At 43.5% G+C, this 26,396-nt stretch carries 24 protein-coding genes; 12 read left to right on the top strand and 12 right to left on the bottom strand.

Annotated features, from left to right (window positions below):
- Window positions 1-8 precede the first annotated feature (8 nt).
- From ACNPNW_RS06905 to ACNPNW_RS06895, 3 genes are all read left to right on the top strand, one after another.
- The gene (locus ACNPNW_RS06905; RefSeq protein WP_004647436.1) at window positions 9-971 is read left to right on the top strand and encodes an RsiV family protein; all 963 of its coding nucleotides are present in this window, start codon (window positions 9-11) and stop codon (window positions 969-971) included.
- The gene (locus ACNPNW_RS06900; protein WP_004647437.1) at window positions 968-1,789 is read left to right on the top strand and encodes a TatD family hydrolase; all 822 of its coding nucleotides are present in this window, start codon (window positions 968-970) and stop codon (window positions 1,787-1,789) included. Before ACNPNW_RS06905 ends, ACNPNW_RS06900 begins: the two co-directional genes overlap by 4 nt.
- A gap of 127 nt (window positions 1,790-1,916) precedes the next feature.
- Window positions 1,917-2,723 carry an enoyl-ACP reductase FabI gene (locus tag ACNPNW_RS06895; RefSeq protein ID WP_005103204.1) on the top strand — a complete coding sequence of 269 codons (807 nt, stop codon included), beginning with the start codon at window positions 1,917-1,919 and terminating at the stop codon, window positions 2,721-2,723.
- 176 nt (window positions 2,724-2,899) lie between these two features.
- On the opposite strand, the gene secB is transcribed toward ACNPNW_RS06895, so the two are convergent.
- From secB to rsgA, 4 genes are all read right to left on the bottom strand, one after another.
- The gene (gene secB, locus ACNPNW_RS06890; protein WP_004647439.1) at window positions 2,900-3,358 is read right to left on the bottom strand and encodes a protein-export chaperone SecB; all 459 of its coding nucleotides are present in this window, start codon (window positions 3,356-3,358) and stop codon (window positions 2,900-2,902) included.
- Between the two features lie 39 nt (window positions 3,359-3,397).
- Window positions 3,398-3,652 carry a glutaredoxin 3 gene (gene grxC, locus ACNPNW_RS06885; RefSeq protein WP_004278388.1) on the bottom strand — a complete coding sequence of 85 codons (255 nt, stop codon included), beginning with the start codon at window positions 3,650-3,652 and terminating at the stop codon, window positions 3,398-3,400.
- Between the two features lie 21 nt (window positions 3,653-3,673).
- Complete coding sequence (locus ACNPNW_RS06880; protein ID WP_004278386.1) at window positions 3,674-4,081, bottom strand: rhodanese-like domain-containing protein; 408 nt, start codon at window positions 4,079-4,081, stop codon at window positions 3,674-3,676.
- Window positions 4,082-4,174: 93 nt separating this feature from the next.
- Window positions 4,175-5,233, bottom strand: a complete 1,059-nt coding sequence (gene rsgA / locus ACNPNW_RS06875) for a ribosome small subunit-dependent GTPase A (protein ID WP_448766806.1) — start codon at window positions 5,231-5,233, stop codon at window positions 4,175-4,177.
- A gap of 125 nt (window positions 5,234-5,358) precedes the next feature.
- Here rsgA and orn point away from each other — a divergent pair, with 125 nt between their 5' ends.
- Window positions 5,359-5,916: an oligoribonuclease gene (gene orn, locus ACNPNW_RS06870; RefSeq protein WP_044109923.1), complete on the top strand. Its 558-nt coding sequence runs from the start codon at window positions 5,359-5,361 to the stop codon at window positions 5,914-5,916.
- Between the two features lie 36 nt (window positions 5,917-5,952).
- Here the strand turns inward: orn and ACNPNW_RS06865 are convergent, their stop codons facing one another.
- The gene (locus ACNPNW_RS06865; protein ID WP_004733081.1) at window positions 5,953-6,204 is read right to left on the bottom strand and encodes a hypothetical protein; all 252 of its coding nucleotides are present in this window, start codon (window positions 6,202-6,204) and stop codon (window positions 5,953-5,955) included.
- A 182-nt stretch (window positions 6,205-6,386) separates the two neighbouring features.
- Between ACNPNW_RS06865 and ACNPNW_RS06860 the strand changes: the two genes are divergently transcribed.
- A complete protein-coding gene (locus ACNPNW_RS06860; protein ID WP_448766805.1) occupies window positions 6,387-7,157 on the top strand; it encodes a tRNA threonylcarbamoyladenosine dehydratase in 771 nt (256 codons plus the stop codon).
- 99 nt (window positions 7,158-7,256) lie between these two features.
- Window positions 7,257-9,092 carry a tetratricopeptide repeat protein gene (locus tag ACNPNW_RS06855; protein ID WP_448766804.1) on the top strand — a complete coding sequence of 612 codons (1,836 nt, stop codon included), beginning with the start codon at window positions 7,257-7,259 and terminating at the stop codon, window positions 9,090-9,092.
- Window positions 9,093-9,158: 66 nt separating this feature from the next.
- Here the strand turns inward: ACNPNW_RS06855 and ACNPNW_RS06850 are convergent, their stop codons facing one another.
- The 3 genes from ACNPNW_RS06850 to ACNPNW_RS06840 are packed head-to-tail and all read right to left on the bottom strand — an operon-like array spanning window position 9,159 to window position 13,901.
- Window positions 9,159-10,577 (bottom strand): efflux transporter outer membrane subunit, encoded by a 1,419-nt coding sequence (locus tag ACNPNW_RS06850; protein WP_448766803.1) that lies wholly within the window; start codon window positions 10,575-10,577, stop codon window positions 9,159-9,161.
- Between the two features lie 10 nt (window positions 10,578-10,587).
- Entirely contained in the window at window positions 10,588-12,564 is a 1,977-nt protein-coding gene (locus ACNPNW_RS06845) for a MacB family efflux pump subunit (RefSeq protein WP_448766802.1), read from the bottom strand.
- A 2-nt stretch (window positions 12,565-12,566) separates the two neighbouring features.
- A complete protein-coding gene (locus tag ACNPNW_RS06840) occupies window positions 12,567-13,901 on the bottom strand; it encodes a MacA family efflux pump subunit (protein WP_448766801.1) in 1,335 nt (444 codons plus the stop codon).
- A gap of 602 nt (window positions 13,902-14,503) precedes the next feature.
- Between ACNPNW_RS06840 and ACNPNW_RS06835 the strand changes: the two genes are divergently transcribed.
- Complete coding sequence (locus ACNPNW_RS06835; protein ID WP_218208821.1) at window positions 14,504-14,953, top strand: bacteriohemerythrin; 450 nt, start codon at window positions 14,504-14,506, stop codon at window positions 14,951-14,953.
- Here the strand turns inward: ACNPNW_RS06835 and holA are convergent.
- The 4 genes from holA to ACNPNW_RS06815 form a co-directional block, all read right to left on the bottom strand.
- On the bottom strand, window positions 14,950-15,948 hold the full coding sequence (gene holA, locus ACNPNW_RS06830) for a DNA polymerase III subunit delta (RefSeq protein ID WP_448766800.1): 999 nt from the start codon (window positions 15,946-15,948) through the stop codon (window positions 14,950-14,952). The two genes, ACNPNW_RS06835 and holA, sit on opposite strands and share 4 nt — an antisense overlap.
- A gap of 9 nt (window positions 15,949-15,957) precedes the next feature.
- On the bottom strand, window positions 15,958-16,491 hold the full coding sequence (locus tag ACNPNW_RS06825) for an LPS-assembly lipoprotein LptE (RefSeq protein WP_448766799.1): 534 nt from the start codon (window positions 16,489-16,491) through the stop codon (window positions 15,958-15,960).
- A gap of 207 nt (window positions 16,492-16,698) precedes the next feature.
- A complete protein-coding gene (leuS, locus tag ACNPNW_RS06820) occupies window positions 16,699-19,320 on the bottom strand; it encodes a leucine--tRNA ligase (protein ID WP_448766798.1) in 2,622 nt (873 codons plus the stop codon).
- A gap of 123 nt (window positions 19,321-19,443) precedes the next feature.
- Window positions 19,444-19,797 (bottom strand): DUF4124 domain-containing protein, encoded by a 354-nt coding sequence (locus ACNPNW_RS06815; RefSeq protein ID WP_448766797.1) that lies wholly within the window; start codon window positions 19,795-19,797, stop codon window positions 19,444-19,446.
- 686 nt (window positions 19,798-20,483) lie between these two features.
- Between ACNPNW_RS06815 and ACNPNW_RS06810 the strand changes: the two genes are divergently transcribed.
- The 5 genes from ACNPNW_RS06810 to ACNPNW_RS06790 all read left to right on the top strand — a co-directional run bounded on the left by ACNPNW_RS06810 (window position 20,484) and on the right by ACNPNW_RS06790 (window position 26,336).
- A complete protein-coding gene (locus ACNPNW_RS06810) occupies window positions 20,484-22,211 on the top strand; it encodes an acetolactate synthase 3 large subunit (RefSeq protein ID WP_244782948.1) in 1,728 nt (575 codons plus the stop codon).
- Window positions 22,208-22,699: an acetolactate synthase small subunit gene (ilvN, locus tag ACNPNW_RS06805; RefSeq protein WP_064094785.1), complete on the top strand. Its 492-nt coding sequence runs from the start codon at window positions 22,208-22,210 to the stop codon at window positions 22,697-22,699. The genes ACNPNW_RS06810 and ilvN overlap by 4 nt, the downstream gene beginning before the upstream one ends.
- Before the next feature lie 106 nt (window positions 22,700-22,805).
- Entirely contained in the window at window positions 22,806-23,822 is a 1,017-nt protein-coding gene (ilvC, locus tag ACNPNW_RS06800) for a ketol-acid reductoisomerase (protein WP_448766796.1), read from the top strand.
- A gap of 448 nt (window positions 23,823-24,270) precedes the next feature.
- Window positions 24,271-24,876 (top strand): DUF2971 domain-containing protein, encoded by a 606-nt coding sequence (locus ACNPNW_RS06795; RefSeq protein ID WP_448766795.1) that lies wholly within the window; start codon window positions 24,271-24,273, stop codon window positions 24,874-24,876.
- Between the two features lie 938 nt (window positions 24,877-25,814).
- On the top strand, window positions 25,815-26,336 hold the full coding sequence (locus ACNPNW_RS06790) for a hypothetical protein (RefSeq protein ID WP_448766794.1): 522 nt from the start codon (window positions 25,815-25,817) through the stop codon (window positions 26,334-26,336).
- The last annotated feature ends 60 nt before the right edge of the window (window positions 26,337-26,396 follow it).

The following is a 26,396-nucleotide window of genomic DNA, read 5'->3' as shown; positions in this document are numbered from 1 at the left end:
GTGAATGAATGCCAAAATACAAGAATATCTTTTGTCTATCTATCCTGGCATCAGCGATCTTGCTGAGTGCGTGCCAGCCGAAGAGTAATGAGCCGGAAGAATCAAGTGCTTCCGAGGTGCTACAAGCCGAAGCTGAAGCACTTAAACTCAGCGGCGATACCGAAAAGCTCAAGCTGGCGATTCCAGAATGTGAAGACAAAAGCTGTCCGGAAATCTCGATCGAACGTCTGAACAGTAATCAGAGCTTTATTGATGAATGGATCGACCAGCAGATTCTGCAACAGTTGAAAAATATCCTGTCTCTTGATGCGATTGAACCGGCAAAAGTGAGCGCTGCCAGCGAAGCAGACGTTGCCGCCTCTGAACCCAAAGCTGCTTTAGCAACAGTGGTGACACCAAAACAGCAGCTTGAGCAGCAAACTCAACCTTATATGCAGACTTTCTTGAATCTGGATAAAGAGCTCAAGGCCCTGAGTGCCAGTCATAGTATTAGCCTGATGATTAAGCCCAAGATTCTGCATTCGGGTGATCCTCTAGCGACAGTAGTTTTGAACAGCAGTTATTATCTGGGAGGCGCACACGGGGCATCTGCACAGACTTATTATAATTTTGATCTGGAACAGAAAAAGCTGATCAAGCTGGATGACATTATTGCGGTCAAACAGAAAGCCCAACTGGAAGCGCGTGCTTATGATGCGTTTAAAACCTGGGTGGTAGAGTCCAAGCTGGCCAAAGATGTCGCCGAATATGAACAGGCCTGGAAGTTCAAGCTTACCGATAACTTCTATCTGGGCAAAGACGGCTTGATATTGCAGTATGCCGAATATGAAATTGGGCCATATGTTGTTGGCTTGCCACGTCTGATGATTCCTTATGAGCAGTTACAAGGTGTGCTGAAACCCGAATATCTGCCTCAAACTGAAAAAGCTGCCTCCGAGGCACAGCCAGCATCTGCTGCAAAAGCCAAATGACCTTAAAACTGTTTGATACGCATACCCATTTTGATGTTCCCGATTTTGATCCTGATCGGGAACAGTTGGCCTATACGGCCAAAGCGGTAGGTGTCGATCATCTGGTTTTAATTGGTTTTTTGCAAAACCGTTTTCAAGATTTGTTAAGGACCCATCACTTCATCAATGATCTGGAAAATGCCCCGCAAAGCCATTTGGCACCCGGCTTGCATCCGTTTTATATTGAACAGCATCAGGCTGAACATCTATACGATTTGGAACGGCTGCTCAAAACTGAACCATGCATTGCCATTGGCGAAATCGGTCTGGATACCTTTTTAAAACAGCACAAACAGGCGGAAATTTTTCAGAAGCAAAAAGATTTTTTTGCTGCACAGCTTGAACTGGCACAGCAATTTGATAAGCCGGTTTTGCTGCATATCCGCAAATCGCATGCGGAGGTTTTGCAGATTTTAAAACAGCAGCAGTTTAAACAGGGCGGCATTGCGCATGCCTTTGGTGGTGGGATTGAGGAAGCCAAGGCTTTTATCAAGCTGGGATTCAAACTGGGCATCACCGGGCAAATCACCAATCTAAATGCCAAAAAACTTCATCAAGTGGTGCAGTATGTCGGACCAGAACATTTGGTATTGGAAACTGACTGTCCGGATATGACGCCACTCTGTTGTCAAAGCTCGACCGAGCAACGTACCCGAAATACACCTGCAAATTTACCTTATGTGCTGCAAGGACTGGCAAAGAGCCTGCATATGCACAAAGAGGAACTGGCTGAACAGCTCTGGCAAAATACTCATCAGGCCCTGCATCTGACCATTTAAGTTAATACTCTTAACTCAGTCTTAAATTCCCAGTTCATCATAAATCGAAAAAAAGGTGCATTATGCAATTTCTAAAATGCTTCAGACTTGGCATCATGCCATATACATTCTTTTAGGTGAGATTCACATGGCACAAGGACTTTTGGCGGGTAAGCGCTTCTTGATCGCGGGCATTGCGAGTAAATTATCGATTGCTTTTGGTATTGCTCAGGCATTGCATCGTGAAGGTGCTGAATTGGCTTTTACTTATCCAAATGAAAAGCTGAAAAAGCGGGTAGATGACTTTGCTGAACAGTTTGGTTCGAAACTGGTTTTTCCTTGTGATGTGGCAGTAGATGCTGAAATTGACCAGGCATTTGCTGAATTGGCCAAACACTGGGATGGTCTGGACGGTGTGGTGCATTCTATCGGTTTTGCACCGGCACATACGCTGGACGGTGACTTCACCGAGATCACGGATCGTGAAGGCTTTAATATTGCACATGACATCAGTGCTTATAGCTTTATCGCAATGGCACGTGCGGCAAAACCTTTGCTACAAGTCCGTCAAGGTTGTTTGCTGACATTGACCTATCAAGGTTCTGAGCGTGTAATGCCAAACTATAACGTGATGGGTATGGCCAAAGCCTCTTTAGAAGCTGGCGTACGTTATTTGGCGTCTAGCCTGGGGCAGGAAGGTATTCGTGTGAACGCGATCTCTGCGGGTCCCATCCGTACTTTGGCAGCTTCAGGTATTAAATCATTCCGTAAAATGCTGGACCTGAATGAGAAAGTTGCACCACTGAAACGTAATGTGACGATTGAAGATGTCGGTAATGCTGCCTTATTCCTGTGCTCGCCATGGGCCAACGGAATCACTGGTGAAATCCTGTATGTTGATGCCGGTTTTAACACTGTTGGTATGAGCGCTGATTTGATGGCAGACGCGGAATAAATCCTATAAGTCCTCTCTCCCTCAGGGAGAGAGTTAGAGAGAGGGAAATGACTTCTTCCTCTGAGTGAGGAAATGATTAAAATCCCCCCTCATTCCCCCTTTGATAAAGGGGGAGGCCACTCAAATCTAAAAAAAGACCGCATAAGCGGTCTTTTTTTAGATTTGAAGGACAGCAATTAAGCTTGACCATCCACAGCAGCAGCTTGGGCACGTTGCATATTGGCTTCAAATTCAGCATCGAAGTTGATTGGAGTCAATAGCAATTGTGGGAAGCTACCTTTAGTAACCATATCATTCACTGCTTCACGTAGGAACGGGAACAGGATGTTCGGGCAGTATGCACCCAGGATGTATGGAAGACGCTCTTCTTCAACGCCATCGACCAAGAAAATACCAGCTTGAGTCACATCAACGATAAACGCCGTATCACCTTCGTTGGTTGCTTGAACCACGACTTTCAAAGCTACTTCAAAATGAGTTTCATCAATTTTTTCTGCAGAAGAAGAAAGGTTGATGTTTAACTCAGGTTGCCATTGCTTGGTAAAAACTTGCGCCCCAGGAACTTCAAAAGAAATATCTTTGGTATAAATACGCTCTAATGCCAATTGTGGTTGAGCTTGTTGTTCTTCACTCATTTTTTGATCCTTAATATGAAGTGATAATTTTAATAAAAGTTAAGCCAGCAATTCATCAAGCTTGCCTTCACGCTCTAAAGCATAAAGTTGGTCAAAACCACCAATGAACTGATCATTGATAAAAATTTGTGGCACGGTACGGTGATTAGTACGCTGCATCAATTCAAGACGGACTTCTGGTGCTTCTTGAGACAAGTTAATCTCTTTATATGCCACACCTTTACGTTCCAGTAGCTGTTTTGCACGCACGCAATAAGGACACACTGTCGTCGAATAAATAGTAACTTCAGCCATGATCAATCTCCTGTTCGTGGATTATTTGCTTTTCACCAAAGGTAAACCTTGAGCTTTCCAGTTGCTGACGCCGCCATCAAGACGGTAGGCATCGGCATGACCGACCTGCTGTAACGCAGTACCAGCCACCTGTCCAAGGTTACAAATGAACACCAAAGGGCGATCAGATGCTTTTAGCTCTTCAACATGTTTTGTAATCTGGCTATATGGAATATTACGGCTGCCGCTGATATGACCTTCACGGAAGTCTTTGGCATCGCGTAAATCAATCAGCATAGCATTTTTTGCTTTGACTAAAATTCCCAGCGATTGCGGAGAAATTTTGCGACCGTTACGTTGACCTTCGATAATGAAGAACAAAACTACTAATACCGCGAGTGTTCCAAATAAGAAGGGGTGATTCCCCATAAACTCGAACCAACGTTCCACAATTCACCTAATTACAATTTTAAAATTGCCAAGAGTATAGCTCATAAATATGGTGATCAAAATCACCGCTTCAAGGGCCAAGGGTTAAGAAAATTAATTTTTTTGCTGTGCTTCAGTGATTTCGTCGATTAAACGTAAATAGCTGTCCAGTCGGCGCGGTAAAATTTCACCTGCTGCGGCGGCCTGGCGTAAAGCACATTGTTTTTCATGCTTATGGGTACAGTTACGGAACTGACAATGTCCGAGCAGATTTTCAATTTCAGGAAAGCCGCTTTGTACCTTATCTAAAGTCAGATGCCACAGGCCAAATTCACGAATTCCCGGAGAGTCAATCAGGGCCGCGCCTTCCCCAAAACCGATCAAACGCGTTGAGGTCGTGGTGTGCTGACCCAGCGCCGAGTTCTCGGAAATGATATTGGTTTTCTGTGCGGCATCCGGCACGATCGCATTAATCAGCGTGCTTTTACCCACACCAGATTGACCGACGAAAGCCACCGTTTCATTTTTCAGACGATTAGACAGTGCAGTCAGGTCGCCATCGGATTGGGTCTGCATCACTTCATAACCGAGATCTTGATATTCTTGCAGCAGAGTCAGAATCGGATCGTTTTCTTTTAACAAATCGGCTTTATTCATCACCAGTAATGCAGGAATATCGGCATCGGCACAGGCCACCAGATAACGGTCGATCAGGCCCGGCGCTGGCTCAGGCAATGGTGCAAACACGATCACAATCAGTGAAATGTTGGCCGCTACCGGTTTAACCTTGTGATAACGGTCGGGGCGTGTCAATAAGGATTTTCGGGGATGAATCGCGGTGATAATTCCTAAACCGGTATTCGGATCGGCTTGCCATTTGACCCGGTCACCCGTGACCAATAAATCCAGATTGGTTCGAGTATGACAGCGCCAGACGCTGTCCAGTTCAATCTCTTTCCAGAAAGGTTCAGGCTCACCATCGGCGACCACAGGTTTTTCAGGGTGAATGTCAGGGCGAGACAAAGCTTGCACTTCAAGTTGGCGGCCATAATGTTGCACCACTAAGCCTTCAAGATCACTGGAGGTATCGAGATCTTCTTGACGTGTTTTCTGTTGTTTCTGAATGCGGCGCTGTTGTTGCTCTGTCAGACGACGCTTACGTATTAAGGCCATTCATATCCTAAAAAAACCGGGTAAATCAGATGGCAAAAATAGCATGAAGCAGCCCCCGAATGACACCCAAGATGTAATTAATTTGCTACTATAGTTGTTTTTAAACCCAATAAGATTGCACATTTATGAGCAGCACCGCTGATACCCGCCTGATTTGGATTGACCTTGAAATGACAGGTCTAGACACAGACAATGATCAAATTATTGAAATTGCAACAATTGTAACCGATGACAATTTGAATATTTTGGCTGAAGGTCCTGTGCTTGCGGTACATCAGCCTGCACGTCTGTTAAATGCCATGGATGAGTGGAACACTCGCCAGCATGGTCAGTCCGGTCTGATTGAGCGTGTGCGTCGCAGTAAACTGACCGCTCAGGATGCCGAGCAGCAAACCCTTGAATTCCTGAAAAAATGGGTCAATCCAAAATCTTCACCGATGTGTGGTAACTCGATCTGTCAGGATCGTCGCTTCCTGCACCGTTTGATGCCTGAACTGGAACAGTATTTCCATTACCGTAATCTGGATGTCTCTTCAGTGAAAGAACTAGCCAAACGCTGGCGCCCGGAAATCATGAGCGGTCTCAAGAAAAATGCCTCGCATCTGGCGATGGATGATATTCGCGATTCGATTGCAGAACTGAAATATTATCGTCAATATTTCTTTATCATGAATAAAGACTAAATTCCGATGAATTGAAAAGAGGCGCAAGCCTCTTTTTTATTTTACTGAACTGGATTTTTTTCTAGCGTAAAACTGCTCCATGCTTTCAAAGCCTACCCACAAGAGCAATAACATGATCAGATGATTCTGTGTTTCATAACGATCGAAAATAACCAAGCCAAATAATCCTAAAGTCATTAAACGAATGAGAATACTGAGATAATAATTTTTGTTTTTTTGGCTGATCAGAACATAAAAATAAAGCCCGATACAAAGTATGTTCAAACCCAAAAGGGTGTTAAATAGCATGACATTTCACTCCTTTTAGCCAAATGACATAGAGTTAATTTGTTGATATTTTAATCAATCTCGAGTGGATTGTCGCTCTCATCCGGTCTGAATGTCATTTAAATCGATCAAAAATTTAGTGGCGGTAAAGAAAAGCGGATTTTGTTAAAATGATCCGGTATTTTTATTGCTATAGATGACCTATGACCGACCTGCTTCAAGATGATGAATATGACCGCCGTTTTGCTGGTGTTGCCAAAATTTATGGAGAAGACAGCTTTAACCATTATGAAAAAAGTCATGTGATGGTGATCGGTATCGGCGGTGTCGGTTCATGGGCAGTAGAAGCTCTGGCACGTAGTGGTGTGGGCGAGCTGACCTTGGTGGATATGGATGTGGTGGCCGCGTCTAATATTAACCGTCAGTTACCTGCCATGAGTACCACCTTGGGTCATGAAAAAATTGAAGTCATGGCCGAGCGTTGCCGCGCAATTAATCCACGCATTAAAATTAATCTGATTGATGATTACCTGACGCCTCAGAATATCAAAGAAATTTTAGCAGGTGATCCAGATTTAATCCTCGACTGTATTGACGATGTCAAAGCTAAATTCGCCTTGATGTTACATTGTCGTTTTAACAAGATTCCGTTAATCGTATCGGGCGGGGCAGGCGGCAAACTGGATCCACTGAAAATTCGGGTCGCCGATTTATCTAAAACTGAACAGGACCCGATGCTGGCCAAATTGCGTGCCCAATTACGTGGCAAAGGCATCTGCAAAAAGCCCAAAGAAAAATTTGGCATTACTTGTGTCTATTCCATCGATAATCCATTCTCCAGTGCCGATGTCTGTGCCAGTGCCGGTTTACGCTGCGGTGGTTATGGCTCTGCCGTGGTGGTGACTTCAAGCTTTGCCATGGTTGCCGTGGCAGAAGGCTTGAAAAAGCTTGATAGTAAAAGAGCAAAAGCCTGATTTAAAAAAATAAAAAGCACAATCTATGTGCTTTTTTTAAACTGGCGTTTAGAATGAAAGGATTCATTCGCAGAACAAAAATAATGTTTTGGAGCAGCTATGTGGTTCTTGCTGGTACTGATTTTGGGGATAGGGGCGTTGGCGATATGGATGTGGAAACGTCCGGATCCGGTGAAACGTGATCAGGCGAAGGCTGTACAACATGATTTATGGATTGAGCAGATTGATGCTCAACTGAAACATGCAGCACGTTTGAGTTCAGATCCGGAACATCCGAATTATGAACGTGCCTATCAGATTTATCAAGGACTGGCTCAGCAACAGGAAATTCCACAAGCCTATGTAGGTATGGGCCTAATGCATCTGCAAGGTCTAGGGCATGAGCAAAATACTGAAAAAGCCATCAGCTACCTGGACAAAGCCTTTCGCTTGGGTAGTGATGAAGCAGCCTATCATTTGGGGCAGATTCATGAAGGGGAGGCGTATCAACAGGCTGACCCGGATAAAGCTCTGTACTGGTACCGACATGCGGTAGCACGTGGCAATCTGGATGCCCAGTACCGCATCACTGAACTTTCTTCTACCGAAGACCATCCTCAAAACGAGATGACTGCAGAAAAACAGCGTCTGGCATTATTCATTCAAAATGCCGGACAGGGTCATGCCAATTCGCAGTATCAGCTGGCCCAGTATTATCTGGCAGATTCAACAACCCAAGATTTAGTGCAAGGAATTCATTATCTGTTTCTGGCGGCACAGCAAGATCATTTGGCTGCCAATCAGCAAATCGCCGATGATTATGCGCATGGTCAGATTCTGCCCCAAGACCTGACGCAATCGCTGCAATTTATTAAACGTTGTATCAGTCTCGGTGACCAGAAAGGTCTGTATGATTATTATGCCGGTGTGTTGCAAGGCCGTATCGATACAGACCAGCGTCAGCGCGTGTTTCAGCATTTATTGCAGCAGTCCAAAAATCACGCCGATGCACACGCCAAGACCTTAATCGGACTGGCTTATTTTCATGGCTGGTATGTTGATAAAAATGAAACCATGGCATTTCGTTACTGGTCGGAAGCGGCCAACAGTCAGCATGCGCCTGCATTATGCATGATTGCTGCGCTGTATTTTGAGCAGCACCTGGTGGCCAACGAACCGCAAAAAGCATTTGAGTTATATCAGGCTGCCTATCAGCTTAGTCCTGATGATGTGTCTGCACAGATGGGGCTAGCGCTGTGTTATTTAAATGGTGTCGGTACAGTAAAAGACATTGCCAAAGCCACACAAATGATTCAGAGCGCGGCACAGCACTATTGGCAGATTGTGGCTCAGTCTGAAGCGGATTTAATTTATATCGTCGGCCGGTTTTATAGTCTGGCTGAATATCCCTTACCGATACGTGATAAAGCTGTCCAGTACCTGAATCAGGCGGTTGCGAAAGGTTCGAAAGAGGCGGCATGGTTTCTGTATCAAGCCCTGTTAGGCATTTATCCTGTGTATATCAATAATGCAGAGCTGGCCAATCGTTATCTGCATCAGGCTGCGCAATTGGGTCATGCCCAAGCACAGGCAGAATTGGGCTTGAAATATCTTAAAGGCCAACAGATTGCGCAGGATATTGCCTTAGGCTTGAGCTATCTGCAAAAAGCAGCCGTTCAGCAGAATGGTGTAGCACTGAATGCTCTGGGTGAAGCATATGAACAGGGTCAAGGTGTTGAGAGCAATATTGAGCAAGCCGTACAGTATTATCAGCAGGCGGCAGCGCAGGTAAATGCAGATGCCTATAGCCATCTTGGACGTTTATATACTAAAGGTATTGGCGTGGAGCGTGATATCGGGATTGCACAAGACTGGCTGGAAAAGGGCAGTTTGCTCGGACATGAGCGATCCACTGAATTATTGAAAAATGTGAATGCATATTTGCAAATGAAATAAACTGACCCAAATCATATGAACTAAAAAACCGCTGCTTGGCAGCGGTTTTTTATGGATTAAGCTTTCTTAAGGCAATTGCTTAATCGGGCTGCCACCCAATGCCTGCATCAAAGTCACATAGGCATTGTATTGATTCTGTCGGGTTTGCACCAAAGACAGCCGTGCATTGCGCGTGGTTTCCTGCGCATCCAGCAGGTTTTTCAACGCAACCGCACCATTACGATAACGTACTTCAGTCAGACGCTCTGTACGTTCAGCCAGTTCAACATTGCGTTGCTGCAAAGTCACCTGTTTGGTGAGTTCAGTACGATTTGACAAGGCATTTTCCACATCGGCAAAGGCTTCGTACATGGTCTGGCGATATTGCATAATCGCTTTTTCATATTCCAGCTCATTGACTTGCAGATCACGTTTCATGTCATTCCATTGCAGGAATGGCAAAGTCAGGCCGGCACCTAAAGTTGCAACCGGATTTTTCAGTGCATTCGAGAGGGACGTACTGCTGCCAATACCGGTGGTCAGATTGCCGGTCAAACTAATGGATGGATAGTAGCTGGCTTTGTTGGCATCTTTATTAGCTAGTGCCTTACGCAAGCGCAGTTCAGTCGCTCGAAGGTCAGGACGACGTGACAATAAACTCGCCGGTAAGTCAGCCTGAATACTCGGCAATTGAATATTCGGTAAACGGCTTGGCTCTTGAATCGCGAGCTGTTGAACCGGCATGTGCAGCAATACCGCGAGTCCGGTACGTGTTTCCACACGTTGTTGTTCAATCTGGCTTAAGGTTGCCTGTTGGCTTTGAATCGCCTGTTCCGCCTGGGTTAAATCCAGACCGGATACTGCGCCGGCACGATATTGCACTCGCACCAGATCATAGGTTTTTTGCGCGGTCGCCAGATTTTGCTGTACCACGCTATAACGTTCATTCAGATAAGCCAGTTGCCAATAGAGTTGCGCTGTGGTGCCGATCAGGCTCTGAGCAGTTGCCTGCAAGTCTTCTTCAGAGGCTAAGGCCTCCCAGCGAGCGGCTTCGGTTTGATTGGCCAGTTTGCCAAACAGATCCAGTTCATAGCTTAAGCCCGGATAACCCAGAGAAATACCGGTCGAAGAATCGCCACCACCATCTAGGCTAAAACGATGGCCCGTTGAAATTCTTGCATCACCGACACGAACGCTTTGCTGGCTTTGAGCCTGTCTGGCTTGAATGCGGGCCTGTTGTAAACTAATGCCAGCCACTGCCAGGTCGGTATTCTGCGCCAATACTTCATTCACCAAATTATTTAATTGCGGATCTTTAAATAAAGTCCACCATTGATCTGCCAGAATATCGGCATGAATCTGCTGACTAAGCACCTTATTGTTTTGAAAGCTGCCCGGCATATTAAGCGCAGGCTGTTCATACGGTGTTTTTACCACTGCGGCACAACCGACCAGCGAGCTTCCCAGCAAAAGGGCACTGGCAAGCTTGGTTAAATTCATTTGCATATCAGGTTCCTTATTCGCGAGAAAGTGCATCGACTGGATTCAGACGAGCAGCATTACGTGCCGGGATAAAGCCAAACACAATCCCGATCAGGCTTGAGCAGACAAAGGCAGCTACAATCGAAGTGGTTGAATATGCCATTTGGAACGTACCACCGGCAAAATGGGTAATCAGCTGGCCAATCCCGAGGGAAAGCAGCACACCCAAAATACCACCCAAGATACAGACCAGAACCGCTTCAATCAGGAACTGTTGCAGAATATCACTTTGACGTGCACCCACCGCCATACGCACCCCAATTTCCTGAGTACGTTCAGTCACGGACACCAGCATGATATTCATCACCCCAATCCCGCCGACCACCAGTGAAATCACCGCAATCGCTGAAATTAGCAAAGTCATAGTCGCTGTGGTTTGCTGAATAGTTTCACGAATACTGTCGGCATTCTGGGTAAACACATCCTGCGCGCCATGTCGCTGTACCAGCAAATTCAAAATCGCATTTTCAGCCGCCGCACTTGGGTATTCATCCTTAATCCGCACAATGATGCTACGCACATTGGATTGCCCCAGCATACGGCTCATGACGGTGGAATACGGCAGATAGACATTCAGGCTGTCATTATTTCCCATCATGCCTTTTTGCGCGTCAATCACCCCGATAATCCGGCTCGGTACGCTCCCGAGTAAAATCACCTGACCCACCGGATTGGTGCCATCCTTAAAGAAGGTGTTTTTGGTATTGGTGTCAATGACGACATCTTGCGCCTGTTGCATGACGCTACTGCGGTCAAAAGGCTGACCGGACTGGAAAGTCATGCCACGCACGTAGAAGAAATCTTCACTGACGCCGTTGACCGTAGTTGAAGCTTCGATTTCTTTATAACGGCCGGTGACACTGCTATTCACCGATGGGCTGACGCCATCGACATACGGTTGTTCAGCTAGCGCATCGGCATCGGCCGGAATCAGGGTTTTGGACTGTGAAGATCTGGAATTATCCCCAAAGCCTCGACCCTGAAATACGGTAATGGTATTGGTCCCCAGACTGCTGATATTTTCCAGAATCTGCTTTTGTGAGCCATTACCGAGTGCCACCACCGAGACCACCGAAGCAATACCGATAATGATTCCGAGCATGGTAAGGAAAGTCCGCATGCGATGTGCATTCATGGCCAGCAAGGCCATCCGGAAGGCTTCACCCAGACGGTCAACTGCAGAACGCCATGAAGAAATCTTCTTTTGTTCACTGCGGATCAGCGGCTGTTTTTCCAGATGCTCTTCGACTTCAGGAACATTGGGCTGGTCGGAAATGATATTACCGTCTGAAATCTCGATAATCCGGGTCGCATTTTTCGCTACATTATGATCATGCGTGACCAGAATGATGGTATGACCTTTGGCATTCAGTTCACGCAAAATACGCATCACTTCAATACCGCTGTTCTTGTCCAATGCACCTGTCGGTTCATCGGCCAGAATCACGTCACCGCCATTCATTAGCGCACGGGCAATCGAAACCCGTTGCTGCTGACCACCAGAGAGCTGGCTCGGACGGTTCTGGGTTTTTTCACCCAGACCGAGATCAGTCAGAATCTTGACGGCTCGCGCATGCCGTTCAGATGAATCCGCACCGGCATAAATCGCAGGGACTTCGACATTGCCTGCTGCATTTAAATCGCCCAGCAGATGATAACGCTGAAAAATAAAGCCGAAATATTCACGGCGTAATTGCGCCAGTTCATCCGCTTCCAGTTCCCGGGTTTCACGGCCTTTGACCTTGTAGCTACCCGTGGTCGGTTTGTCCAGACAACCCAGAATGTTCATCAGGGTCGATTTACCGGAACCGGACTGACCGACAATCGCCACCAGTTCACCCGGATAAATCTCCAGATTCACCCCTTTTAAAATCTGGATCGTGCTTTCACCCGCAGGGAATTCACGAACCAGATTTTTCACCTCGAGGAGAGGCTGTTGTTGTGAATTCATGCTTACATTCTCATTGGGCCACGGCTATTGCCACCGCGTTTTGCTGCATCATTGGAGGTGTCAGAACCATCGGCAATCACCACCTGATCACCACGTTTTAAACCTTTCAGCACTTGCGCAGTGGCACGGTTATTCAAACCGATTAATACAGGGGTTGGTTTTGCAGTACCATCGGCTTGCAAGACACGAACCATGCCAAGCTGTGCTTTACCTTGCTCAATCAGCGCAAGTTCTGCTTCAGACAGGTTTAGACGCGCTGGACGTTCACCGGCAGGGCGGTTGCCTTGAGCCGATTCAGCTTCAGGACGTGATGCCGGACCGCCTTCACCGCGATTAGCACGTGACGGACGGTTTGAACCTTGAATGGCCGCAGCAGGAATGGTTAGCACATTTTTAGCTTCATCCAGCACGATATAAACTTGTGCAGTCATATCAATACGCAATTTGCCATCTTCATTCGGGACATCGAACAATGCGTTGTAATACACCGCAGAACTTGAAGATGAGCTTGATGTATTGCTATCGGTATTAATTGAATTGGGTGCAGGCTCCACCTGACGCAGTTTGGCGTAAATCTTTTTCTCGTTATTGCCTAATGTGGTGAAATAAACCGTCTGACCTTCTTCAACTTTCATGACATCTGCTTCAGAAATTTCAGCTTTAATAGTCATGGTGTCGAGTTTGGCCAGTTTGACAATGGTCGGCGCACTTTGATTAGCGTTTACTGTCTGACCTTCTTCGGTCACAATCGCCACAATAGTGCCATCCATCGGGGCCACGATCTGGGTGTAGCCAAGATCTTCTTTGGCAGTCGCCAGCGTCAAACGTGACTGTTCAATCTGTGCATTGATTGCGGTGATATCCGCTTGAGCCGTTTTATAGTTCGCAAATGCCGATTCCAGTTCGGAGCGAGAAGTGGCATCCTGTGCATACATGGCTTTCTGACGGTTGTATTCAGCTTCAACTTTGGCCAAATTCGCTTGTCTTACTGCAAGTTGTGCCATCTGATTTTTAATGCTGGCTTCAGCGGTTTTTAAATCATTTTCCTGACGAACGGAATCAATCCGCGCAATCAGCTGGCCTTGCTTGACCTGATCGCCCAGTTCTACATACATTTTTCTGACCTGACCCGAAACCTGCGCCCCCACGCTGACCATTTTGGTCGCTTCCAGAATACCAGTCGCCAGTACAGAGCTTTCGATATCGCCCTGGGTGACTTCAGCCGTAATATATTGCGGAGGCTGTTCTTTGGGTTTGAGGAAGTACCACCCCGCAGCGATGAGCGCAATGGCAATCACGGCGGCCATAATCAATTTCGTCGGTTTTATTTTTGGCATATTGAATACGAGTTCGGTCGAAGATAAGGATTGATTATAAAAGCGAAATTGGGATAAATCGTGAATTTTTTTAATTTATAATGAGAATTATTTTCTATTGGCTCGATTTTAAAAAATAGCGTTAATAGAAATCATTTTAAAATGATTAATCCATGATGTCTTTGAGATGCAAGACAGTGCCTTGCTTTTCCATAACTATCAGCCCGCAATTAAAAGATCATCACGTGATTATTAAACAAAATAATCATTGTTCCCAAGCGTATTTTTTGACTGAGATCCGCAAATGAAGTGCTGCAAAGATAAAATTATATCTGACCTAATAAAGGTATAAAACCTAACAATAGCTAGGATCTGTGGTGTGATATTTGTTCGATGGCTGTTTCCGGCCCAACTCTTATCTTTATATTTGTGATAGTAAAACCAGTTGAAAATTAAACAGAAAAAAATTAAAAAACCCATGTTTTATATATGGATTTAAAGAAATAAAACTTGTAAGATTTAATTCCATAAAAAAATTATGGTTTTGTCACTTAAGAAGAAGACGCACTTTAATTGTGCAGAAATAATACAACTTTGCTATCAAGATTGATGAGGGTTTAACGATGGAATGGAATGAAAGTTATAACATTGGAATTGACGTGATTGATAAGCAGCATCGTCAAATTTTAGACTATATTAATGCATTAGAAGAGATTAGAGGGACTGGCCAGCGTGATCGGATCAAGGAAGTTTTGAATGATTTAATTGATTATACCCAGTCCCATTTCAGCTTTGAAGAAAATCTGCTGGAACAGGTCAGTTATCAATATCTCCCTTCACATCGCGGTATACATGAATTATTTGTAAAACGACTCAATGATTACCGTCTCAAATTCGAGAAGGGAGAATCCATTGAAAATGATTTATATCGCTTATTGTCCAAATGGCTGATCAATCATATTCAACATGATGACCAAGACTATGTCGATGCAGTGCGCGATAACATGTTGAGTTATCTACGTGCCCAGGAAAGCAAAAAAGGTAAAGGCTGGTTTGCACGTTTCTTCAGTTAGGCATTTGGCGCTAAAAATAAGCGTTGACCGCACATTTCAGCAATGGCTTGTAAAATGAGATGTTCAGGGTTCTCTTTGGACATCCCTTTAATGGCTGCATCAATACGGATTAACAGTTGTGGCCAGCTCAAAAAGCGTTGTGGACTAAGACGGCGCAAGGCCTGCTGATATAGCCCCACTTTGGTTTTCCAGATTCCGATTTGCAAGGCATTTTGCGGTTGTTCAAACAGCTGCATCAACAGACGCATTTCCTTGCTGAGACTCCATAAAATCAGGCTCATCGGTTCACCTGAAGCGACCAGATACTGAAAAATCTTGATGGATTGGGAAAGATTGCCTTGTAGCAGGGCATCGCTCAAATCATAGGTGCTATAGCGTGACTGATCTTGTAAACAGGCATATAAATGATCAACCTGAATGACATCGACTTCAGCAAAGGTATCGCTGACCCGCATCAGGCTGTTCTTTGCCGCAAGCAGGTTGTGCTCATGATGTTGTTCCAGCCATTGCCAGGCATCATTGGCTAAACGGATACCCAATTTTTCAGCTTCAATTCCCAGAATCTGCTGCCGGTCTTTCGGATAATTGGCCACCAGTGAAACATTTACGCCATTGGCATCAATCAACTGAAAGAAACTGGATTTCAGGCTATTATTGTCCTGTTTTGGCATCACGACCAACAGCAGGTTTTGTTCATTATGCTGCAAATAGCTTTTCAGTAACTTGATTGCGCTGGCATCCGGTTTGATATTGCCGTGTACTTCAATCGCCAATTGCGTTGAAAACAGCGACAAACTGTTCAAGGCATTAAAGACGGTTTTCCAGTCGGCGACCGAACTAATGTCATAGCGTTGACGTTCGATGTCCTGCTTTTGCCAGCTGGCACGAAAGGCATCAATTAAATTCTGTTCCAGCAAAGGCTCTTGACCATGTAGTACCCAAGCCCCGCGAGCTTCATCGACACGTTTCAGGGCTTGCAGATAATCAAGTTTCATAAGGAGGTCTTATTGAGCAGGTTGCGCTGGAGTATTTTGTTTGACTAATGGTAAGCGGTTCGATGAAATCTGACGTGCAATCTGCTGCGCCACATCATCAATAATGACCTGATTCAGATATTTTTGTTCCTGGTCATCGGTGTTGACTGTTTCAATATCATATTGATACGTACGTGTTGCCACGACAGTCCGTGGTTCAGTGATCGGATTGCCTTGTGCATCTTCAATCCGGAAAGTCACGTTTAAACGTAATAAGGTTTCAACCAGTTTACCGTTTAGTTCCAGACGGCGAGGGGTGTAATCCAGGACACGTAACACATAAGCATTGGGTGCATTACTCAGCTGTACACCTGCAGCACCGAGGTAAACCGCCAGTTTCTCTTGCAGTTCTTCAGTATTGGGCGGTAAAGACAGGTTCATGACAGAGTAAGCAACAGGTGCGGAACTCGGATTGGTCCCTTTCAGATGAAAACCACAGCCGACTAAGCCTGCACTCAGACCACAAGTTAAAACAATTGCTGCTAAACGTTTGCCCAAATGCATGTGTTGCCCTCTATGCTTCCCGAAGGGGAATATTCGAAATCCTGAACTGGATTGTAAAGTCAAAGCCCGTTGGCTGGCAACGGGCTTTGTTTGGGAATTGTGAAATCCTTCATAAAGTTCCTTCTCCCTCTGGGAGAAGGTTAGGATGAGGGGTTATATATTTACCTCTCCCTAACCCTCTCCTGAGAGGAGAGGGGACTTAAGGATTTAAACCACCAAATTCACTAATTTATTTGGTACCACAATTTCTTTCTTGGTTGGACCTGTCAAGAATTGCTGAACTTCAGGCAATGCTTTAGCTTGAGCCAAAATATCATCTTTAGAGGCATCTACAGATACTTCTAACTTGCCACGGAGTTTACCGTTGACTTGAACCACAATCGTTTGCGTATTACGTGTCAGCGCAGATTCATCTACCGCAGGGAATAAAGTTGAATTCAATTCAATGCCAAATTCAGCCAATAAAGTCTGGCTTAAATGCGGTGCAAATGGTGCAAGTAAAGTTAACAGCGTGGTAATTGATTCACGTGCAACAGCAACGTCATTGTCATCTTGGGCTTCAAACTTGTTGTTCGCGTTTAGAAGCTCCATCAATGCTGCAATCGCAGTGTTAAATGCGTGACGACGTTCGATGTCATCACCGACTTTTTGGATGGTTTCATGCGTTTTACGACGCAAGTCTTGCGCAGCCGTTGAAAGAGCAGTTTTGTCGATGCTGGCAGCAGTATTCGCTTTTTCAAGGAAACCTGTTGCTAAACGCCATACACGTTTCAGGAAGCGATTTGCACCTTCAACACCGGCATCAGACCATTCCAGTGATTGATCAGGTGGAGCCGCGAACATCATGAACACACGTGCCGTATCTGCGCCGTACTGGTCAATAATCGATTGCGGGTCGATACCGTTATTTTTCGATTTCGACATTTTTTCCTGACCGCCAACCACAACTTTCTGGCCATCTTCTTTATATTTGGCAGAAAGCACACGGCCTTTTTCGTCTTTTTCAAGTTCGATATCTGCCGGGTTAAACCAGGTTTTCTTGCCAGATTCAGCTTCACGATAGAAGGTATCTGCAAGCACCATACCTTGGGTTAACAAGTTGGTGAATGGTTCATTGCCTTGTACCACACCTTCATCACGCATCAATTTATGGAAGAAGCGTGCATATAACAAATGCAGAATTGCATGTTCAACACCACCGATGTATTGGTTGACTGGCAGCCAGGTTTGACCCGCTTCAGGTTTTACCATGCCATCGGTAAAGTCTGGAGATGCATAACGGGCATAGTACCAAGATGATTCTACGAAGGTATCCAGCGTATCTGTTTCACGACGAGCATCGCCACCACAGCTTGGACAAGTCGTTTCATAGAACTCAGGCATTTTGTTCAGGGGGTTACCTGAACCATCTGGAACCACATCCGTTGGTAATACAACAGGAAGTTGATCTTCTGGCACTGGTACCTGACCACAGGTGTCACAGTTGATCATTGGAATTGGACAACCCCAATAACGCTGACGAGATACACCCCAGTCACGTAAACGGAATTGAACTTTAGAATTCGCAAGTTCAGTTGGTTCTAATTTTGCAAGGAAAGCATCATAAGCACCTTGTAAATCTAGACCGTCAAACTCGCCAGAGTTTACTAATCTGCCTTCTTTCGAGCCGTACCATTCTTGCCAAGTTGTAGCATCAAAATCTGCATCGTCTGCGCCTTTAGCAGCAATCACTTGTTTGATGCTTAAGCCATATTTATTGGCAAATTCAAAGTCACGTTCGTCATGTGCAGGAACCGCCATCACTGCACCTGAACCATAAGACATCAATACATAGTTGGCGATCCAGACCGGAACTTCTTCGCCAGTCACAGGATGCTTCACAGATAGCCCGGTTGCCATGCCTTTTTTCTCGGCAGTGGCAAGATCTGCTTCTGCCACAGAACCCATACGGCATTCTTCAATGAATGCAGCCAATTCTGGGTTTGTTTCAGCCGCTTTCAGTGCCATTGGGTGTTCAGCTGCAACTGCAACATACGTTACACCCATCAAGGTATCGGCACGTGTTGTGAAGACTGTTAAACCATCTGCATAGATTTCAGGATTCGCTGAAGGGAAGGTAATGTCCATCCCTTGTGAACGACCAATCCAGTTACGCTGCATGGTCAAGACCTGTTGTGGCCAGCCATCTTTAAGCGTGTCCAGGTCGTCAAGTAACTCTTGCGCATAATCAGTAATGCGGAAGTAGTACATTGGAATATCACGTTTTTCAACCAGTGCACCTGAACGCCAGCCGCGACCATTTTCAACCTGTTCGTTGGCAAGAACAGTCTGATCAACCGGATCCCAGTTCACGGTTGAAAGCTTACGGTAAATCAAGCCTTTTTTATAAAGCTGAACAAATAACCATTGTTCCCAACGATAGTATTCAGGGGTACAGGTCGCAAATTCACGATCCCAATCTACTGCAAGACCGAGTTTTTTTAACTGGTCGCGCATGTAAGCAATATTTTCAAATGTCCATTTTGCCGGAGCAACCTGGTGTGCAATCGCTGCATTTTCAGCAGGCAGACCAAAAGCATCCCAACCCATCGGTTGCAGCACAGTTTCACCTTTTAAGCGATGGAAACGGCTGATCACGTCACCAATCGTATAGTTACGCACATGACCCATATGAAGCTTGCCACTTGGGTAAGGGAACATCGAGAGAATATAACGACGTGGACCTTCTACTTTGTCGGCAACTTTAAAGGCTTTGCGAGATTCCCAATCCTGTTGGACTTGAGGCTCAATCGCACTGGCTTGATATTCGGAATCAATGTGAGTAGTCATAAACGTATCAGTGAATTACGGTGAAAAAAGTCTGTTGCACAGCATAGCGCAAAATGCACCTAAAAGTGAATTTTGCGCCGGCATTTCCCGAAGAAAAAACACGCTGTTCTATATGGAGGTATCTTATAAAGCGACTGCACGATTTTTAGATTGCTGCAAGGCTTCGTTCGCTTCACGTTGTTGCTGGTCCTGATTCGCAGGAACTTGAGGGGCGTGTTGCTGTTGTTCTTGCAATGTATTCTCGGTTTGCACTTCAGTTTCAGTCGTTCTAGACGGTGTCGGTGCCGAATTTTTCCAGCCATAGGTGTCCACTGTGGTGGCTTTTTTTGCAGATTTCGGCGGTGGCGTCTTGGTATAATGCGTGACGCCTTTCGCATCGACCCATTTATGATACTGGATCGCGGAAGCGCTAGTGCTGGAGATGCTCAAAACAACTGCGCAACTCAAACTGAAAACGGTTAAAAAAGATATTTTCATTGTTCTTGGGCCTCGGCTTGCTAGGCATGGAATACTGCAATTATTGTAGTGATTTTTTAAGTAAAAATGATGGATTTTTATCTGCTTTATTCGAGGTTAACTGCTTATATAAGCTCGACCTGGAGCGTAAGAAATCAGAGACAAATCTTCGTATACAAAAATTGTTGATAAACAATTTCCTTTCATTTAATAAAAATTCATTCATTTTTTTTATATAAGACATATTAAAAATTTATAAAATTAAACCATTAACTCTATGAATTTTATTGAATTAGGTGAGTAGAAAAGACAGTCAATGCATAGCTCTGAGCTGATATTGCTGTTAAAAACAGCAGATCTAGGCACTATAAGTATGGATTGTCTGTTTTTTAAACTTGACTTTAAAGCCTGAAAACACAAGAATGCTGCAATAGTTTTATATGCCTTAGATCGATCACCCTTCGACTAAGTGTCATTTCATGCAATGGGCGATTTCTCTAGCCGAGAAATTGAACAAAGCTAAGCAAAATATGTTTATCCCAACATGTTTTAGATCCCGTATTGCTCGAACAGCGAAGAGATCAGATTTTTTTCCTATTGCTATGAAAACTATGAATTTTGTGTGCTATAACAGTGCAGACAGTTAACAAATGAAACACTGCAAATGCCTCCCATTTGTGCAGTGAATAATATTAGGGTGAATCACGTTGGAACTTCTATCTGGTGGTGAAATGCTTGTTCGCGCATTAGCGGACGAAGGCGTTGAACATGTTTTTGGATACCCAGGCGGCGCAGTTCTTCATATTTATGATGCGCTATTTCAACAAGACAAAATCAATCATTATCTCGTACGTCATGAACAGGCTGCCGGTCATATGGCCGATGCTTACTCACGCGTGACAGGCAAGACTGGTGTTGTGCTAGTGACCTCAGGTCCGGGCGCAACCAATACGGTGACGCCAATTGCAACAGCCTATATGGACTCAATCCCGATGGTGATTTTGTCAGGTCAGGTTGCGAGTCATTTGATTGGTGAAGATGCATTCCAGGAAACCGATATGGTCGGTATTTCACGTCCGATCGTGAAGCATAGTTTCCAGGTGCGTCATGCCAGCGAAATTCCTGCAATTATCAAAAAAGCCTTCTATATCGCATCATCAGGTCGTCCAGGCCCTGTGGTGATCGATATTCCAAAGGATGCGACCAATCCTGCAGAAAAATTTGCTTACGAATACCCAGAAAAAGTGAAGATGCGTTCGTATCAGCCACCATTCCGTGGTCATTCAGGTCAAATTCGTAAAGCAATTGAAGAATTAATCAACGCTAAACGCCCAGTGATTTACTCAGGCGGTGGTGTAGTTCAAGGCAATGCTTCAGCACAATTGACAGAGCTTGCGCATTTATTGGGTTATCCAGTGACCAATACCTTGATGGGTCTAGGCGCATTCCCGGGTAATGATGAACAGTTCATCGGTATGTTGGGTATGCACGGTACTTACGAAGCCAACATGACCATGCACAATGCAGATGTAATTCTGTGTGTGGGTGCGCGTTTCGATGACCGTGTGACCAACAATCCTGCGAAATTCTGTCCGAATGCAAAAGTCATTCATATTGATATCGACCCAGCGACGATTTCAAAAACCATTATGGCGCACATTCCAATCGTCGGTGCTGTAGAGCCTGTATTGAATGAGATGCTGAACCAGTTGAAACAGCTTAATGTTTCTAAGCCAAATCCTGAAGCGATTGCGGCATGGTGGAAACAGATCAATGAATGGCGCAAGGTTCATGGTGGTCGTTTTGAGGCAGGTGTTGATGGCGTGATGAAGCCACAACAAGTGGTTCAGGCATTGGACAAAGTGACCAATGGTGAAGCGATCATTACTTCTGACGTCGGTCAGCATCAAATGTTTGGTGCGATGTATTACAAATACAAACGTCCACGTCAATGGATCAACTCAGGTGGTCTAGGTACCATGGGTGTAGGCTTACCGTATGCAATGGCTGCGAAGCTTGCATATCCAGAACAGCAAGTGGTGTGTATCACCGGTGAAGCATCGATTCAGATGTGTATCCAGGAACTGTCGACCTGTAAGCAATATGGCCTGAATGTAAAAATCCTGTGCCTGAATAACCAAGCTTTAGGCATGGTAAAACAATGGCAAGATATGAACTATGAAGGACGTCATTCAAGTTCTTATGTAGATTCATTGCCTGATTTTGCCAAACTGATGGAAGCCTATGGTCATGTCGGTATTCAGATTAATCATGCCGATGAGCTAGAGTCGAAACTTGCAGAAGCGATGGCGATTAACGACAAGTGTGTATTTATTAACGTGATGGTGGATCGTACTGAGCACGTTTATCCGATGTTGATTGCGGGTCAATCGATGCAGGATATGTGGTTGGCTAAAGGGGAGCGCACGAAATGAGACATATTATCTCTGTACTCGTAGAAAACGAATCAGGCGCGCTTTCTCGTTTAGTGGGTTTGTTCTCACAGCGTGGCTACAACATCGAAACATTGAATGTTGCTCCGACTGAAGATCCAACGCTTTCACGTCTGACATTGACCACTTATGGCGATGATCACAAGATTGAACAAATCACCAAACAGCTCAACAAGCTGGTTGAAGTGGTGAAAGTAGTTGACCTGTCTGAAGGCGCGCACATTGAGCGTGAACTGATGCTGATTAAAGTGAAGGCATTGGGTTCATCTCGTGACGAAATCAAGCGTACTGCAGATATTTTCCGTGGTCAGATTGTCGATGTAACCCCAACGACCTATACCGTTCAAATCGCAGGTACGACTGAGAAAGTGGATGCGTTTATTGATGCACTTGCAGAACACACGATTTTAGAAGTGGTACGTTCAGGTGTATCCGGTATCGCACGCGGCGAAAAAGTACTCACCATCTAAATTTTAAGTATTTCCTCCTCTAAATAAGAAGAGGGTATCAGGCAATGTAAATTTAAGGGTCATTGCCTGATTTAACGGACAAACAAGCATTTAAGCGGAGACAGCAATGCAAATTTTTTACGATAAAGACTGTGACTTATCTATCATCCAAGCTAAGAAAGTAGCGATCATTGGTTACGGTTCACAAGGCCACGCGCATGCGCTTAACCTGAAAGATTCTGGCGTTGACGTAACTGTAGGTTTACGTGCGAACTCTGCTTCTTGGAAGAAAGCTGAAAATTCAGGTCTTAAAGTTGCTGAAGTTCCTGCTGCTGTAGCGCAAGCTGACGTAGTGATGATTTTGACTCCAGATGAGTTCCAATCTCAACTTTACCGTGACGTAATTGAGCCAAACATCAAGCAAGGCGCTACTTTAGCATTTGCTCATGGTTTCTCGATTCTTTATAACCAAGTTGTTCCACGTGCTGACTTAGACGTAATCATGGTTGCGCCTAAAGCTCCTGGTCACACAGTACGTTCTGAATACCAACGTGGTTCAGGTGTTCCTGACCTTATCGCGATTCACCAAGATGCTTCTGGTAATGCGCGTAACGTTGCTCTTTCTTACGCTTCAGGCGTAGGTGGCGGCCGTACAGGTATCATCGAAACTTCATTCCGTGAAGAAACTGAAACTGATCTTTTCGGTGAGCAAGCAGTTCTTTGTGGTGGTGCTGTTGAATTGGTTAAAATGGGCTTCGAAACTCTGGTTGAAGCGGGCTATGCTCCTGAAATGGCGTACTTCGAATGTCTACACGAACTTAAATTGATCGTTGACTTGATGTTCGAAGGCGGTATCGCGGACATGAACTACTCAGTGTCAAACAACGCTGAATACGGCGAATATGTAACGGGTACTGAAGTAATTAACGAACAGTCTCGTGAAGCAATGCGTAATGCACTTAAACGTATTCAATCTGGTGAATACGCGAAGATGTTCATTCAAGAAGGTGCGTTGAACTATCCATCTATGACTGCTCGTCGTCGTCAAAACGCGGCTCACGGTATCGAAGTTACTGGTAACAAGTTACGTGCGATGATGCCTTGGATCCAAGCAAACAAAATCGTTGATAAAGAGAAAAACTAATTTCTCGAATCATTTGATTTGAATGCGAAAACCCACTCTATTTGAGTGGGTTTTTTACATTTGATGTTACGTGCCTCAAAATGATTAAAGCAGTGCTTTAATCATTTTTCGTACCTTGGATTCAAATAAACAAAATCGTTGATAAAGAGAAAAACGACTCTCTTAATTGGCTGATTTTTATGCTATAAAAGCCCTGCGAAAGCGGGTTTTTATTGGATAAGAATAGTGATTTTATATAAATATATGAGTTTTGATGATGCTCTTTTAACCTTAAATAATCGGACATTAGCTTTTTCGCATTTAGAGGATTTTAATGATCCGTTCGAATGTACAACATTAGGCTTGTATGATCATGTAATTTCAAAGCGAAATCCTAATGAGGTTTTGCAGCAGAAGTTTTCCAGAAAGTATTTATACATGTTTAACTAAACAGCCATTAAATCCATTGATGTGGGCACATTATGCAGATAGCCATAATGGTGTAGTAATTGGAATTGACGTAAATAAAGCCGGATTGAATGATGCTGATAAATTCATTATTACAGCAGACTGGGGTTCAGTCACATATTTAAGTGAAGAGCCGAAAAACTTAAATCGGTGTACTGTTGAATTTTTGAATAATGTTGAAAATTTAACTTGGGGAAAAGATAAAGAAATATTGAAACAAGCGCTACTTAATAAAATGCATTTTTGGAAGTATGAAGAAGAGGTAAGAATTGTGAAAAAAATTTCATCTTATATTTCTACCTATCATATACCACGTCAACGAAAGTATAATTTTGATGGTCAAGTATGGCAGAAAATTACACCTGGATTTAAACCAATTTATACATTGGAGATAAATCCTGATGCCTTTGTTGATGTAACATTTGGATTAGGTTCATACCGGAAATTAAGACGTTCACAAGAAAAAGAAACTAATACTTGGAATCCTGATAATATAGAAAAATTAGATCGGTTATATAACCTTTGTAGAAGTTTGAGTTTACCTGTATTTAAAGTAGATAAAGATTATGATAGGTGGGGTCTTACACGTAAAAATATTAATATTTAAAAATATTAAGTAATAATATTAGTTTTAAAGCATATTATGTGTTCTAAATTTCTACTTCATTTCTCTTTTTAAAAAATGCGAAGTATAGCCAGCGTAAAAATTTATTCTTTATTGATTATGTCTACACTCATTTTTTTATTATTTGATTTGTATAAATCAGTTATTGAACTGTAATTGTACGACCTCTACAAAAAATCAATTAAAAAATATTAAAACAAACACCACTAAACTTATTCTTATATATCTGTCAAAGTAATATTTTTCTCTAGTTTTTATCTTAAGTTCAATCAAAAAATATTTATTAGAATATTAATTCTGAAATTAAATTTTTAAATAGTAAAATTATTGATTAATTAAATTAATAGTAATTAAAACTTAATAATATTGTAAAATTAATTATTTACTTTGTCACATTTTTATACTCTAGATTTAATATATGCTTTGTGTTGTTTTATTGTAATTATTTATCTAGATGAAAAATATTAAACTTTTATGATGCTGTAAAAATAACAATAAAAAATAAAAAAAATAATTTTTTTAAAGGGTAGTATCTGGAAATTGTAAGCATTTGTAAGATTTATTTCCAATTTAAATTGAGTGGTTTGAAAAAATAATTATATCAATATCTTGTGGGTATTTTTATCTATTAGATGAAGTGTGGTGAAAGTATGAAATGCTTATAATTTTAAATGGATTGTATTTGTAATAATTTATATATAAGTCTAAGTGCTTATAAAATAAATAAATATATAGATAGATGATTTTATAAAAATATAGGCGACTATATCGTGAATATTAAAGCTTTGTACGCTAATTAAAATAATCGCACTAATATGAGTGTGCGCTTAGAAAAATAGCTCTAAATTCTAAGAGTTGGGATATAAGCGTTAAAAATAAAAGAAAAATATATTCTTCTAAAAAAAGAAATGGAGAAAAACATGAAAAAAATGACTCAAGCCACATTGGCAGCACTCGTACTGGGTTTTGGTTTTAGTTCAACAGCTCTCTACGCAGCAGAAGCAAACAGAGGTGGTCCTCCACAACAGGGTCCAAATAAACCTCATAAACCAGGCAAACATGGATGTGGAGACAAATGTGACGGAAAAATTGACATTGTTTTGGAAGTTCCAAGACATTGTGATTTAGATGTTGAGACACCTCGATTAACACTTGCACAAACCACGGGAGGTAATTGGAGTGATGCGGGCTTCTTTAATGTCAGCACAAATGCCCCTTATCGATTAAATATTAATCCACTAAATAATTTGCGCAATGGTGAGAACACTGTACCTGTAGTTGTGACTACTACACGTGGTGGAAAAGCTTATTATGGCACTCAGTCAAGTACCAAAGGACAACCTCATCGTTGGGATGTAGCAGCTACAGTAGCTGGTAGTGCGGTTGAAGCAGCTGATGCTGGTACTTATCGTGGTGTATATAACGTAGAAGTTCGATTCTAATAATAAGAAATTTTTTATATAACATTTTGAATAAGTAGGAGATGTACTACATCTCCTATT

It is taken from the genome of Acinetobacter endophylla (assembly GCF_053543775.1).
The sequence above is the reverse complement of the archived record's forward strand: the minus strand, read 5'-3'. Positions and strand labels throughout refer to the sequence as shown.